Source organism: Parageobacillus sp. VR-IP (assembly GCF_013357975.1).
GTDB classification, from domain to species: domain Bacteria; phylum Bacillota; class Bacilli; order Bacillales; family Anoxybacillaceae; genus Saccharococcus; species Saccharococcus caldoxylosilyticus.
Map to the genome: position 1 here is coordinate 1 of NZ_JABVYQ010000003.1, position 14,247 is coordinate 14,247.

At 40.7% G+C, this 14,247-nt stretch carries 9 protein-coding genes and 4 pseudogenes; 10 read left to right on the forward strand and 3 right to left on the reverse strand.

Going from position 1 to position 14,247, the window contains the following annotated elements; all coding sequences use genetic code 11:
• The 7 genes and pseudogenes from HT574_RS19865 to HT574_RS08255 all read left to right on the forward strand — a co-directional run.
• Nucleotides 1–126, forward strand: a pseudogene (locus tag HT574_RS19865) (enoyl-CoA hydratase/isomerase family protein); the annotation flags it as partial.
• A 133-nt stretch (nt 127–259) separates the two neighbouring features.
• Nucleotides 260–1,849 carry a benzoate-CoA ligase family protein gene (locus HT574_RS08235; RefSeq protein WP_175244213.1) on the forward strand — a complete coding sequence of 530 codons (1,590 nt, stop codon included), beginning with the start codon at nt 260–262 and terminating at the stop codon, nt 1,847–1,849.
• A gap of 39 nt (nt 1,850–1,888) precedes the next feature.
• The gene (locus HT574_RS08240) at nt 1,889–2,338 is read left to right on the forward strand and encodes an acyl-CoA thioesterase (RefSeq protein ID WP_042411141.1); all 450 of its coding nucleotides are present in this window, start codon (nt 1,889–1,891) and stop codon (nt 2,336–2,338) included.
• Between the two features lie 260 nt (nt 2,339–2,598).
• A complete protein-coding gene (locus HT574_RS08245; RefSeq protein ID WP_175244214.1) occupies nt 2,599–4,377 on the forward strand; it encodes an adenine deaminase C-terminal domain-containing protein in 1,779 nt (592 codons plus the stop codon).
• 108 nt (nt 4,378–4,485) lie between these two features.
• A pseudogene (locus HT574_RS19870) lies at nt 4,486–4,722 on the forward strand (IS3-like element ISBth8 family transposase); the annotation flags it as partial.
• 190 nt (nt 4,723–4,912) lie between these two features.
• Nucleotides 4,913–5,968: a zinc-dependent alcohol dehydrogenase family protein gene (locus HT574_RS08250; protein WP_175244215.1), complete on the forward strand. Its 1,056-nt coding sequence runs from the start codon at nt 4,913–4,915 to the stop codon at nt 5,966–5,968.
• Nucleotides 5,969–6,501: 533 nt separating this feature from the next.
• Nucleotides 6,502–7,647 carry a YdcF family protein gene (locus tag HT574_RS08255; protein ID WP_175244216.1) on the forward strand — a complete coding sequence of 382 codons (1,146 nt, stop codon included), beginning with the start codon at nt 6,502–6,504 and terminating at the stop codon, nt 7,645–7,647.
• A 95-nt stretch (nt 7,648–7,742) separates the two neighbouring features.
• Here HT574_RS08255 and HT574_RS08260 read toward each other — a convergent pair.
• Both HT574_RS08260 and HT574_RS20475 read right to left on the reverse strand, forming a co-directional pair.
• Nucleotides 7,743–8,168 (reverse strand): annotated as a pseudogene (locus tag HT574_RS08260) (molybdopterin dinucleotide binding domain-containing protein); the annotation flags it as partial.
• Nucleotides 8,080–8,328 carry a hypothetical protein gene (locus HT574_RS20475; RefSeq protein WP_175244558.1) on the reverse strand — a complete coding sequence of 83 codons (249 nt, stop codon included), beginning with the start codon at nt 8,326–8,328 and terminating at the stop codon, nt 8,080–8,082. The gene HT574_RS20475 and the pseudogene HT574_RS08260, both read right to left, overlap by 89 nt.
• 138 nt (nt 8,329–8,466) lie before the next feature.
• Between HT574_RS20475 and HT574_RS08270 the strand changes: the two are divergent.
• A pseudogene (locus tag HT574_RS08270) lies at nt 8,467–9,579 on the forward strand (IS3 family transposase).
• Between the two features lie 667 nt (nt 9,580–10,246).
• Here the strand turns inward: HT574_RS08270 and HT574_RS08280 are convergent.
• Nucleotides 10,247–10,912: a hypothetical protein gene (locus tag HT574_RS08280; protein ID WP_061579743.1), complete on the reverse strand. Its 666-nt coding sequence runs from the start codon at nt 10,910–10,912 to the stop codon at nt 10,247–10,249.
• Between the two features lie 508 nt (nt 10,913–11,420).
• On the opposite strand from HT574_RS08280, the gene HT574_RS08285 reads away from it, so the two are divergent.
• Nucleotides 11,421–12,821, forward strand: coding sequence for a UDP-N-acetylmuramoyl-tripeptide--D-alanyl-D-alanine ligase (locus tag HT574_RS08285; protein ID WP_175244217.1), 1,401 nt, complete (start codon nt 11,421–11,423; stop codon nt 12,819–12,821).
• Between the two features lie 13 nt (nt 12,822–12,834).
• Entirely contained in the window at nt 12,835–14,232 is a 1,398-nt protein-coding gene (locus HT574_RS08290; protein ID WP_175244218.1) for a Mur ligase family protein, read from the forward strand.
• Nucleotides 14,233–14,247 lie beyond the last annotated feature (15 nt).

Sequence of the window (14,247 nt, forward strand, 5' to 3'; positions counted from 1 at the left end):
ATGCCGTTAAACGTGGCGATCCGCTACGAAGGAGAACTTCAAAACTTATTGTTCCGTTCGGAAGATGCGAAAGAAGGATTAAGTGCATTTTTGGAAAAACGGAAACCAAATTGGAAAGGAATTTAATTTTAAAGACTAGTGTTCCATTTCAATATTTGCACACAGAAGCCTCCTGAAATGAATGAAGATCCATTACTCATTTCGGGCGGCTTCCGTGTCGATTATATAAAAATTAATAAATAATATAGGATGGTGGAAGATGGAATTACGCGGATTAGGTTTGCTTTACAATGCCGCCGATCTGTTTATTGATGAAAATGTCAACAGGGGATTGGGAGAGAAAGTTGCAATCTATTATCGGGATCAGTTGATACGTTATCAAGATTTGCAAGAAAAAGTAAATCAAGCGGGAAATATGTTGCGGGAGCTCGGTTATAAGATGGAAGATCGTATCATAATGGTTTGTCATGATACGCCAGAATTCATTTATGCTTTTTTTGGTGCGGTTAAAATTGGTGCTGTCCCAATTCCGGTAAACACCATGATGCAGCCATCTGATTATGAATATTTTTTAAACAACAGCCGTGCGAAAGGATTAATTATCCATGAAGATCTTTGGGCAAACATTCAACGTTTAAAGGATCGGTTTTTATTTTTGGAACATATCATCGTTATCAATGAAAGCGTTAACAAATTGCCAGATGGGACTATTGATTTTTATCGTTTGCTCAATCGTGCAAGCAAAATGCTCGAAACGGCACCTACTAACAGAGATGATGCGGCTTTCTGGTTGTTTAGTTCTGGCAGTACCGGCGCTCCAAAAGGGATTATCCATTTACAGCATGATATGGAATATGCGCTGAACACCTATGCGAAACAAGTACTCTTTATTACGGAAGAGGATCGTTGTCTTTCCGCGTCCAAACTTTATTTTGCTTACGGTCTTGGCGGAGGCATGTATTTTCCTTTAGGCGTCGGTGCTTCCACTATACTTGTGAAAGAACGTCCATCACCTGAAACGATGTTTCAAGCGATTGAAACATATAAACCAACCATCTTCTTCGGCGTTCCAACCTTGTATGGAGCTATGATTGATTATGCGTTGAAAACAGGAAAACGATTTGACCTCAGTTCACTTCGCGTTTGCGTTTCCGCTGGCGAAGCCCTGCCACCGGCATTTTATCGGAAGTGGAAAGAGTTGTACAATGTAGATATTCTAGATGGAATCGGTTCGACGGAAGCTCTTCATATTTTTATATCGAACCGCATCGGGGATGTGAAAGAAGGAAGCTCAGGAAAAGTTGTTCCAGGATTCGACGTAAAAATTATCGATAATCAAGGGACAGAATTGCCTCCGAATGAAGTGGGAGATTTGGTGGTTCGGGGGGATTGTATTGCCCATGGATACTGGAACCTTCATGAACAAAATAAGAAAAAATTTGTCGGCGAATGGCTTCATATCGGTGACAAATACTATAAAGATGAGGAAGGGTATTATTGGTATTGCGGACGTTCGGACGATATGTTAAAAGTTGGAGGAATTTGGGTCTCTCCGATCGAAATAGAAAATTGTCTTCTTCAGCATGATGATGTATTAGAAGTAGCCGTAGTCGGTGCAGAGAATGAGAAAAATCTCGTCATTCCAAAAGCATTCGTTGTTTTAAAAGACGGAATCGAAGGTTCCAAAGAGAAGGAAGAAGAGTTGAAAAACTTTGCGAAACAACATTTAGCCCACTACAAGTATCCTCGTATCATCGAATTTATTGATGAACTTCCTAAAACCGCAACAGGAAAAATTCAACGTTTTAAACTGAGAGAATTATTAAAAACAAATGCCGTACACCGTTAATCAGCTTTATAGGGTGAATAATGAAGGGGGGAAATAGATTTGAAAAGAAATGAATTTCAACTTCGCGTTAATTTTGGGGATACTGATGCAGCAGGGATTGTTTATTATCCAAATTATTTCAAATGGTTCGATATTGCCGGCCATCAATTTTTCAGAAGCATTGGACTGTCTCCATCAAAACTGATGAAGGAACAAAATATCATTCTTCCCCTTCTTGATGTAGGTTGTACGTTTGAACATCCATTGTATTACGACGACATTATTACCATCAGAACAGTTGTGACAGAAGTGAATCGTAAAACGATAAAACTTAAACATGAAGTATTTCGCGGTGAAACGAGAACCGGTCATGGATTTGAACTCAGGGGATGGGTTAAGGAGAAAAATGGAAATATATTTGCTGTTCCGATCCCTGATGAAGTAAGACGAATACTGGAAGAGGAAGGATTAGGAAATTGCCATCAAACGAATCCGTGGTTAAGTGCATAAAGACGTGTGAAAAGGGATTGATGCAACTAAATAATTCTGATAATTAAAATAATATTTTAAATTCAAAAAATAAACCGACAAATGTCCGATTCTACTTTTCCATCGTAAAACTTGGCAATCTCATCAACATTTCAAATCAACATTTCAAATTGGTTAGCAGACTGCACTTCCAATTCATTTTATGTGAAAATATGAAATGTAGCGATAGATACTAGGAAAAACGGTTGGGCAATAAATAATGCTGAATAGGAGTGAACAGATTGAAAAGAAAAGCAAAAAGAACGGAATTAATAGAAGTGGCGCAAGGCCGTCGGTCAGCTGACCTGTTCATTAAAGGTGGAACGGTCATCAATGTGTATTCAGGGGAATTTTTAAAACAAAATGTAGCCGTTTATAAAGATTCTATTGCATATGTCGGAGAAAATGATGTGCTGGTCGATGAGCATACGAAAGTGATCGATGCGGAAGGAATGTATGTCTCACCGGGCTTTATCGAGCCCCACGCTCATCCATGGGTCGTCTACAACCCGATTAGTATGACAAGAAAAGTATTGCCCCTTGGAACAACGACAACGGTTAACGATAATTTATTTTTTTACTTGCATATGGGGGCAAAAGGATTTAAAGAAATGGTAAATGACTTGAAAGATTTGCCTGGAAACTTTATGTGGCTTGTTCGCCTTGTTTCGCAAGCGGACTTTCCTGGAGAAAGAGAATGGTTCAACCAAAAAGATGTACAAGAGCTTTTGGAATTGGATGAAGTTGTCGGAACTGCTGAAGTGACAAGATGGCCTCTGTTATATCAAGGAGATTCTTTTTTAATTGATACGATTGAAGTAGCGAAAAAAATGGGAAAAGTGGTGGACGGACATACGGCTGGATGTTCCTATGAAAAATTAAATTCCATCGCTGCAAGCGGAGTCAGTGCATGTCATGAGGCGATTACGGCAAAAGAAGCATTTGACCGACTCAGGCTGGGGATGTGGACTACACTTCGCAACAGCTCCCTTCGTCCGGATTTGCCGGAAATTATTAAAATAATTACCGAAGGTCAGGTAAGTACAAACAGAATTACGATGACAACGGACGGTCCCCATCCTGGTTTCATAGAAGAAGAAGGTTTTGTGGACGGCCTTGTCCGGAAAGCTGTGGAGCTTGGCGTCCCTGCGATGACTGCTTTGCAAATGGCGACGATCAATGCCGCTACCTATCTGCGTCTTGATGATTATATCGGAGGCATTTCACCAGGAAAATTAGCGGATATTCTTCTGCTTCCTGATCTTGTAGAATTTCGCCCGGCGCTGGTTATTTCCAAGGGAGAAGTAGTCGCTGAACAGGGAAAACTGCTCGTTTCTACACCAGAAATGAATTGGAACAAATATGTGGTAAGAAAACCTTTTGCGTTTCCAAAAGAAGTTTTAGATGACTTAAATATATATCGTTATCCTCATACTTCGCGGGGGAAAGCAGTTCCAGTTGCTTATTTCAAAAGCAATGTCATTACAGAAAGAAAAGATGTGATGCTTCCGTCCGTTGACGGCTTCGCCGACATTTCAAACGAAGAAGGATTGCTATATGCTTCTTTGATTGATCGAAACGGCAAATGGGTATCCAAAGCGATTTTGGAACGGTTTGCATTGAATTTAGACGGGATGGCGTCTACTTACAATACGACGACCGAATTACTTGTTATTGGCAGGGACCCAAAAGCAATGGCAATTGCTGCGAAAAAAGTGTATGACATGGGCGGCGGCATTGTGGTTGTAGATGGAAGTGAAATTGTCGTAGAAATTCCTCTTCCGTTTACCGGAATGATGACAACCGATCCTTCCTTTGAAACAGCGGTTCAATACCATAATCAATTGTTATCGGCTCTCCAAGAAAGAGGCTTTCCTTTCCACGATATTTTATACACTTTATTGTTTTTAACATGTGATTTCTTGCCAGGCCTTCGCCTTGTTCCTTTCGGGTTATACGAAGTGAAAAAGGATGATATTTTGCTTCCTGCTGAATTGTTAAACGAAAAAGTGATGAAATAAACTTCAATAAAAGTAATCAACATGCAGTATGATCCCCCCTACAGGCAGACATCAAAAAAAGACATTGGATCGTATGCTCTTAAGAGTCTACCTAGTAGGGGATTTTTTATGGATAAGAAAGGACAAGCTTTTAGCACATATTCAGAAGATCTGAAAGGGTAAGTTGTTTCGTTTGAAATTTTCATCTCATCGACTGCTCCGTGAGCATTTTGGAATCAAAGTGATGCTCAGATTGCACAATGGATCAAGAAAATTCAACGCGGCGAGTCATTGGAAGATCGAAAAGGAGTATGGAATCACCAGCATTTTCCCAGTTTAAAAAAGAAAAGCGCGTATTGCCAAGCGGCCTTTCCCCGATGGAATATCGAGAAAAGGCCGCAACTTCATATACTCTTTTTTCTATAGTCTACTTGAGGGGGTATGTGCACGAAGCACGAATAAGGAGTTTTTTCTTCTTTACCGAAAAGAAGAATTTTAAATAAAACGTGCTGTATATATATAATGAAACATTTTTGGGGCGAAGGAGAGATGATTAATGAAAGCGGCAGTTATGGAGGATTTCAACAAGCCATTAGTAATCCACGGAAACTTTCAAGATCCAGATTGCGGTCCAAATGATGTCATCGTAAAGGTGGAAGCGAATGGAGTTTGCCGAAGCGACTGGCATGCATGGGTCGGAGATTGGGAATGGATTGGATTGAAGCCTGAACTTCCTCACATTCTCGGGCATGAATTCGCTGGCATTATTGAAGAAGTAGGAAAAGACGTAAAGCGGTTCAAAAAAGGAGACCGCGTTGTTGTTCCTTTCAGCCTAGGCTGCGGAAACTGTGAGCATTGTCAAACAGGACACCAAAACGTATGTGAAAACTTAATCATCTTCGGATTTTCTTGTAACGGGGCTTATGCCCAATATGCGAGAGTACCGTTCGCAGATCAAAATCTAGTTCATTTGCCTGATTCCATCGACTTTACCACAGCTGCCTCCCTTGGGTGCCGATTTATGACGAGCTTTCATGCGGTTGCCGATCAATCAGGGGTGCAAGCAGGTGATTTCTTTACCGTTTACGGTGCGGGCGGCGTCGGTTTAGCCGCGATTCAAATCGCCAATGCGCTTGGAGCCAGGGTTATCGCTGTTGATATTGATGATGCCAAACTGGAAAAAGCGAAAGAACTAGGTGCTTTTGCAACGGTCAATTCAAGAAGGGACAATCCTGTCGAAGCAGTCATGGAAATTACTAAAGGCGGCAGCGACATTACGTTGGATGCACTTGGTATTGCCGAAACATGCCGAAATGCGATTCTTAGCTTGCGAAACCGTGGAACACATGTGCAAGTTGGATTGACGACGCAAGAAGAGGGTGGAATGATCGCCCTTCCAACGGATTTGATCGTAGCAAAAGAGCTGCAAATTAGAGGATCGCTTGGTATGCAGCCACATCGATATAAGGATTTATTAGCAATGGTGGAAAGTGGGAAGCTGCATCCAGAAAAATTGATATCCAAAACGATTTCTCTTGAAGAAGCAAGCGGAGTGCTCGAATCGATGTCTCAATATGGTACGTTAGGATCCGTTGTGATTAACCGTTTCTAACATTGTGTGAGGGGGAAGCTCGCAGGCAGGGCAAAAAGATACAAAGCGGAGCAAGAAATAAATACGATCATCTTAAGAAATTGCTAAAATGAATAAAGCCATTGGTTGAAAAGGGGAGGATTCATAGCACGAGGACCATCCCCTTTTTTCAACATATAGATTCTGATACCGATATAGCCAAACGAATGCTTTTGTTCTTTCTTTATTTCATGTCCACCTATTCTGCATTCAAGAAGAATACGTCCGACAGCATGCCTTATAGTAAACTGTCGGGTGTTGGGAAAACTAATTTTAGCGATTGAAAACAATATCGCTAATTTGGGCAGTTTTGTTCAAAATGAACGATTTTTTTAGTGCGTGCCTGTACTCTCCGAAATTTGCCGAAAGATGGATAGGATAAATTTACAAGATATTTACCCTATCTTCGCAATCGGTAAATCAAAAAATGCTATCTTAATAATCGTTGCTGGGATGGTCGCAATGTGCTGATAATCCCTAAAAATATTCACAGAAGTCAGGAGGGTATCGATGCAATGAAAAACTTGAAAAAGAAACTGGGTTTATCCGCAGCTGTTGTTTTATCTACTTTAACGTTTGCAACAGCGTATGCCGCGACTTCTGTTCCAACAACTTCTACAACACCAGAAAATCCTAATGTAACCTACATAAAAACTGATGAACCTACATCTGATCGAATTGATCAATTAAAAGAAATCGCCATGTACTATTACTGGCATGGCGGTGACCTTGAAAAAGCAGAAAAAGAAATATTTAAGGGAATCACACTGAAAGGCAAATATGATGTTGTGGAACAGGCATTTAAAGAAGCCACGCTAATCGATCCATATAATCTTGATCTGAAATTTTCACTGGCATCCACGCAAATCATTCAGAAAAAAATTCCAGAAGCGTTACAAACGTATAAGCAAATATTAAATTTAGACCCAAATAATTTCAATGCCAATCTGCTTTACGGGGTTTACTCCAAAATAAATGGAGACATTCGTGCTTACAAAAGCGCTATTTCAAAGTTAAAGCGAATAGATTCTAAAAAAGCAAATGAATATATTCGAAAATTAAAAACAACAGAAAGTATTATAAATAGCAAATTAAATACGGAAGTTCCTCAACATTTACCACAAAAAGATCATGCCATTGTCATCCTTGGATATGCACTTGCCGATGATGGTTCGATGAGACAACCGCTGATGGAACGTTTAAAAGTAGGCCTTGCCATTGCAAAACAATACCCACATTCAAAGATCATTGTAACTGGCGGAGTTCCTAAACAAGGAATTACGGAAGCGGAGGCAATGAGCAATTGGTTGATTTCTCAAGGAATTGAAAAAGACAGAATTATTCTCGAAGATAAGTCAACAGACACGGTGGAAAATGCCCTTTTTACCACTGCCATACTTGAAAAAGAGGGAATAAAAGACGTGACCCTTGTAACAAGTGCAAGCCACATGAGAAGAGCGTTAACGGTATTTAAAGAAGCCAGCGATTTTTATGATAAAATGAATGGCAAAAATAGCAACAGAAACTTCACCAATGTTGTGTATTTAGATTATCCATCTATAGAGGAAGCACACAAAGTATCGAAAGATGAAGAGTTTGTTATCTACCGTGACCTGTTTAGAGTTTCTGGAATTTGGCAATATCCTGGGCTTCAAAGATAACGAAAATCACGAAATTAATTGTATACTATATTCACCTTTATTGATATAATTAAAGGAAATTCCCATAAACAACCCCCCTTGGCACCCAAGGGGGGTCAACTAACCAAAACTTTCTCCACATTCCCCCTCCCTGAAAAGAAAGTCGCTCCATTGCCCATATCGGCAACTCGGTCGGGGGTAAGTGAGTTTACCAGATGTTTCGTGCCCGGGGAATCGGCCCAGAGCCCTTGAGTGACAACGACGCCTGAAAGTACGTTTTCTCCAACAGAAACTTTCAATATACATTCTCCTCGATTGTTCCACACTCGGACTTGATCTCCATCCTTAATACCTTTCGATAAAGCATCTTTAATATTCATATGCAAACGTGGTTCTTTTTCAAAAGAAATGTGTTTTTCATTATTAGAAAAGGTTGTGTTTAAAAAATGATGGTTAGGGCCAGGCACAAACAAAAACGGGAAGTCTCCATCGTTTACAAGTGGTGTATAGGTTGGCAAAGGAGGATAGCCATCTTGTTCCATCTATTTTAGCTCCCGTACGTTTCATTGGATATTTCAAGCGCTTTGGATCGTAAATTCGTTCAATTATATTCTGTACTTTATTGCATATATTTCCCTTTGTCACAGGATGATTCGGATCTCCCTGTATTTTTACAATTTTTCCATCTTGTTTATGTACCAGTAACTGATGTTAGTCTAAAAATTGGACACGGAGAACAGGGAGATTATAATAAACTTAATTACAATAGGTTCGAGGTGTCCAATCATGAAAAAGAGAACATTTGATAAGGAATACAAGATTCAGGCTGTTGAATGATGCTTGGAGGGGGACAAGTCCATCGCACAAGCGGCAAAAGAGTTAGGTTTGGCTTACAACACTCTTCACCGTTGGGTCAAAGAATACAAAGAAAGCAACGGAACGAGTTTTGTAGGTTCAGGCAACATCAAGCCACAAAATCAAGAAATCATCGAATTGCGCCATCGCAATCAAGAGTGGGAGGGGGAATTAGCGATCCTAAAAAAGGCGTTAGGCATCTTCACCAGAAACCAGAAGTAATTTACGCCTTCATTTTTCAATATCGAAATGAATTTCGTGTGGTGAAAATGTGTCAAGTGCTCGACATTTCCAAAAGTGGGTATTACCACTGGCTCAAGCGCGCGAAAAGTAAACAGAAAGAACGAAAAGAACAACTCACTCAACAGATTCGAAATGAGCATCTAAAGTCCCGTAAGATTTGCGGAAGCCCAAAAATTACGCAAGAACTACGCAAACAAGGATTCGTGTGTCTCAAAAGACGGCCGCTCGCATCATGAGCGAAGAAGGCTTGAGATCCATTACCGCCCGTAAATTCAAAGCCACTACGAACAGTAACCATCCTTACAACGTATATGCCAATCTGTTGGAACAGAACTTCCAAGCAACGGCTCCGAATGAAGTATGGATGGCGGATATTACGTACATTCCTACCGATGAAGGCTGGTTGTATTTAGCGAGTATCATGGATTATATACTCGTAAGATGGTAGGATGGTAAATCGATACACGAGTGACGAAGGAGTTAGTCATCAAAGCGTTACAACGGGCTCTAAACAGCGAAAAACCAACGGAACGAGTGATTCATCATTCGGATCGTGGAAGTCAATATGCTTCGAATGACTATCAGCAACTCTTACAGGAACATCATTTTCAAATGAGCATGTCGAGACGTGGAAACTGTTACGACAACGCTTGTATAGAGTCATTTCATAGCCTCATCAAGAAAGAGTGCATTTATCTGAATCGATTCCGCACGCGAAAAGAAGCGAAATAAGACATTTTTGAGTACATCGAATGCTTCTACAACCGCAAAAGAAGTCATTCCGCCCTTGGCTATGTATCGCCATGTGAATTTGAGGCTTCATACTACGCTCACCAGAGAAAAGTAGCTGCATAAATTCAGCTATTCTCTCAGTTTAACGTATCTGTTTTCTTGACATAACACCAGTTTTTATCCCAAAAAAAACTATAATATTTCTATAACAAGAACAATGTAAGGAGGAACCACTATGCTCCGTGGACAAAAGGTGTTTTTCCATGCATCAAAAGCAGATCACAAGCGGCTGTACGCTTGCGACCGTGAGTCAGATCTTGTCTGGAAAGAGTACCTTTGATTAACGAAGGAACACTCCTTCTTCAGTACGGAAGGTGAATTTCGAAAAGCGAGCTACAAAAGCAAACGAAAGGAAAGTTCCATCTTCATAGTCATTCGATTCAAGCCATAAGTATATGTTCGTCAGATAATCCTCTCATCAAGACCTCTAAAAAGGACTTTCCACCGCTCATTATCCCGATAAGAAACTTGAAAAACTGATGTTGCTTACTATTCTGCCGAAAAGGCTTCCGATGGGTTCATCCGAGTAGGGGAAGGAGTCCTTCTTCTTCGTCGAAGCTTCTTTGATGAATTTAGTAAAAACTCCCACCTTCAAACGGAGTGTAGGTGGGAGAGGTTCATGAATAACCTTAAATCAGATAGGGTGTTCTCAAAATCAGGGGGTAATCCGGTAAAAGAGGGGCAGTTTCGCTAGGCATTACACGTTTAATAACAAAATTGGAAATCATGTTCACCGTTTGGAAGTGTGTTTTTTAGTCACTGCATATGGTTTCCAAGACGGGCGGATTTGTTGGCGTACATTTGCATTTTGGCGTACATTTGCGTTTATGAATGGATTATGCGTTTTGCAACATGTTCGGCGTACGGAGCATACTTTCAAGTTATCAATGCCCGTTTGGTTACTATTACCAGTTATTCTGATTCTTGTAATTCTATTGGAGCCCACGTTAACGCCTAAAGGGTCCCAATTATCAAAAAGAGGAGGAACAAAATTGGCTGGACCTACTACACTTGCAATCAAATTGTTATTTGCATCAAATGCTTCTAGAGTAACATTTACAGCGGAAGCATAAAAGAAGCTAACAGAAGCGACTGCGGGCTGAAACGTAATCTCACGAGTGGTACCACCTATCCAAAATGCTACTGTATCGGGAGAAGGCCAATTTCCAACATTCCCTCCCTCTAGAAAAAGCCAACCGGGAAACGATGCCAATGTTACACACAAAGGGATTGGGGGAATTGGAGTTGAACTTTCTCCACCTTCAAACGTAGTAAGACCACATCTATTGTTACAACTACACCCCCCATTGTCACAAATGACTTCTACAGGGGTGTTCGGAGGATTTTGCTTCACGGTGACTAGGGAAGAATCCCCTCCTGTAAGAGTAAATTCCATAAAATACCCTCCTTTTTGATGCTTTCCATTTAGCCAAGCTACTACATATTAAACGTTTTTTTACTGAAAGGTGCCTTTTTATCAATAATTAGGCTCGAAAACCTGGGGATGGACATGAGGTTCAATTTGAACAATGAATATGCATGGTCTCACGAAACAGAAGTCTTATTCCGATTTTTAGGTTATATTCTCGTTTTTTCTCGGCAAGTAATCTATGATGGTGGTCTACTGGCAGATACAGTAGACCATTTTTTATTTAGTTTTAAATAAGCGTACTTAGGTCCCAAAAATCGAATGTTCAGAACATTGCGGCAGACGTTGTGCTTCATTCATTTTCAGATGGGAAATCGCACAAACCTTTCTCATCGGATTTCTGTATTTATATCTTAAAATCTGTCTAATTGCTGGGTCGTATGAAATTAGACTTCTGCCCATACACAGTAACCACATCACAATCACATGTATACAATATTACACACCGAGAAAATGAAGAAGAGAGGAAACATATATGAAATGGCTTTATCTAAACGATCTTGTTCCTCATATTGGTGGATCATTGGTGCAAGGAGAGGGAAATCCACTTATTAAAAATGTAGTAACGAAACGTTACAAGGTAGATAATCACACATTACTCTTTGATTTATATACAAAAAGGAAAATAAATTCCAAACTGTTCAAAAAATTTAAGCCTATTGTCGTTGTAACGGAAAAACCACAAGACTTTAACCATCTTGGCGATGACGTGATTGTCATAAAAGTAGAAGATGTAGATGAGGCCTATTGGAAGTTTATTGATTATTACCGCAGTCTTTTTGATATCCCCATTATAGGGGTAACAGGAACCTGTGGTAAAACGACAACAAAAGAAATGATTAAACATATTCTTGAAAAACGTTATAAAGTCCAAGCCACTTATAAGAGTTTCAACGGCGGTCATCGAAATCATCGTTATCTTCTTGGAATTGATGAGACAACAGGAGCAGCCGTGATTGAAATGGGCGTAGACTCCCCAGGGGATATCACTTTTTATATAAAATATTTTCGTCCTCAGATAAGGGTTTTGTTAAACATTGACGTGTATCATCTGGTGGGATGCAAAACTCCGGAACGTTATCTGGAGGCGAAAGCGGAAATTCTGCATGATTTAGATCCGGTGAACGGAACTCTCATCTTAAATGCAGATGACGAGAACATCAAAAAAATTGATGTGAGTAAATTCCGCAACATCATTCTCTATTTCGGCTTCAGCGATGGATGCGACTTTCAAGCAACGGATGTCGCCTATGACCGAGGAGGTATGAGGTTTACGCTCCGTCATCAAAATCAAACCTATCCAGTCTTTGTGCCAGGGTATGGCAAACATAACGTGTATAATGCTCTTGCCGCTATCGCAGCGACGTGGAGTGCAGGGGTGGATATAAAGGAAGCATGCGAGCGGCTGGCGTCGTTTAACCAAGTGATCGAACATTTGGAGTTCCGCTCCGGGCTGGGTGGTTGCACTGTCATTGACGATACGTGGAATGTAACTCCTCTTTCGATGGCAAACGCTCTTCAAGTAATGAAAGAAGTTGCCGGTTCAAAAAGCAAAATCGCTCTTTTAGGATATATGCCCCAGTTAGGGGATGGAGATTATGCACAGCAAGAGTATGCCAAGATGGGAGAGAAAGTAATCGAAACACAAGTGGATTTTCTCATTGTGGTGGGGGATGAAGCGAAGGAAATTGGAAGAAAAGCCCTGGAACTCGGAATGGATCCAAGTAAAGTTTATTTCTCCAACAGTGGAACAGAAATCTATGAGATTCTTCACCCCCTTTTAAACGAGGAAGCGATCGTGCTTCTCAAGATCCCTCACCGTGTCATGGTTCAGGACTCATTTAAAGAACTGAAGGCGAAAATTATCGTTTCGTGAATGGAGGACCCGCATGAAAAGTTTATATCTCCAAGATATTCTTGCAGCGATAGGTGGTACTGTCATACAGGGATCCGGCAATCCCTTGATACAAGATGTTACCTATCGACCCAAAAAAATTAAAGACCAAACGATGCTGTTTTACCGCTACAACGATATGAAAATTGACAAAAAATTGTTTCAAAAGTACAAATCGGTCGTTGTTGTTACAGATAATCCTGATTATTTCCAAGATATAGGCAAGGATGTCATTCTTATTAAAGTCCCAAATATAGAGGAAGCCTATTGGAAGTTTGTTAACTATTATCGCCATCTTTTTCAGATCCCGATTATCGGCATCACTGGTACCTGTGGCAAGACAACGACCAAAGAAATGGTAAAACATATCTTAAGAAAATATTATAAAGTCCACTCCACCTTTCTCAGCAATAATCAACGGTCCCTTAATTTAAAGTATTTGCTCGGAATTGATGATGAGACACAAGCAGCTGTCTTTGAAATGCCTGTTGTTGCCCCAGGTTATCTGACCAATACTATCCAATATTTCCAACCCCAAATCAGAATCTTGTTAAACATTGATGTCTACCATTTAAAGGATTGCAAAACACCGGAAGTCTATATGAAGGCGAAAGCCGAAATCATAAACGGATTAGATCCGAAGACAGGGGTTCTCATCTTAAACGCTGATGACAGTAACATCAAAAAGGTTCTCGATGTTAGCGGATTTCAACGGGTCATCTATTTTGGCTTCAGTGACGGATGCCATTTTCAAGCGAAAAATGTCCGCTACGTGGATGGAGGAATGCAGTTTACTCTAAAGCATCAAGATCAAACTTACGAGGTTTTTGTGCCGGGTTACGGCAAGCCTAATGTGTACAACGCCCTTGCCGCTATTGCAGCCGCATCCAGTGCGGGCATGAGTGTAGAGGAATGTTGCGAACGATTGGCATCGTTTGAACAGATGAAAGAACATCTGCAATTCCGTCACGGAGCGGGCGGCTGCACCATCATTGACGATACATGGGATGCGGCTCCTCTTTCCATGGCGTCCGCACTTGAAGTACTTCAAGAAACTTCCGGCTCGAAAACGAAGATCGCGATTTTGGGATATATGCCCCAGCTTGGGGAAAGCGAATTTGCAAGGCAACAATATGCGAGAATAGGCGAAAAAGTGATGGAAACACAGGTTGACTACCTGTTTGTCGTAGGGGATGAAGCCCGGGAAATCGGAAGAAAGGGAATCGAGCTTGGAATGGATCCGAGCAACGTTCATTTTTGCAGCAGCGGAACGGAAATCTATGAAATTCTTCACCCCCTTTTAAACGAGGAAGTGATCGTGCTTTTCAAGATCCCGCAACGTGTTATGTTTCAGAACTCATTTAAAGAACTGAAAGCAAAAATTATCGTTTAATGAATGGAGGGAGGC

What these genes read in the sequence shown, in the direction of transcription:
- HT574_RS08235 (WP_175244213.1), top strand. Translation starts at nt 260, where the DNA reads ATGGAATTACGCGGATTAGGTTTGCTTTACAATGCCGCCGATCTGTTT.
- HT574_RS08250 (WP_175244215.1), top strand. Translation starts at nt 4,913, where the DNA reads ATGAAAGCGGCAGTTATGGAGGATTTCAACAAGCCATTAGTAATCCAC.
- HT574_RS08255 (WP_175244216.1), top strand. Translation starts at nt 6,502, where the DNA reads ATGAAAAACTTGAAAAAGAAACTGGGTTTATCCGCAGCTGTTGTTTTA.
- HT574_RS08280 (WP_061579743.1), bottom strand. Translation starts at nt 10,912, where the DNA reads ATGGAATTTACTCTTACAGGAGGGGATTCTTCCCTAGTCACCGTGAAG.
- HT574_RS08285 (WP_175244217.1), top strand. Translation starts at nt 11,421, where the DNA reads ATGAAATGGCTTTATCTAAACGATCTTGTTCCTCATATTGGTGGATCA.
- HT574_RS08290 (WP_175244218.1), top strand. Translation starts at nt 12,835, where the DNA reads ATGAAAAGTTTATATCTCCAAGATATTCTTGCAGCGATAGGTGGTACT.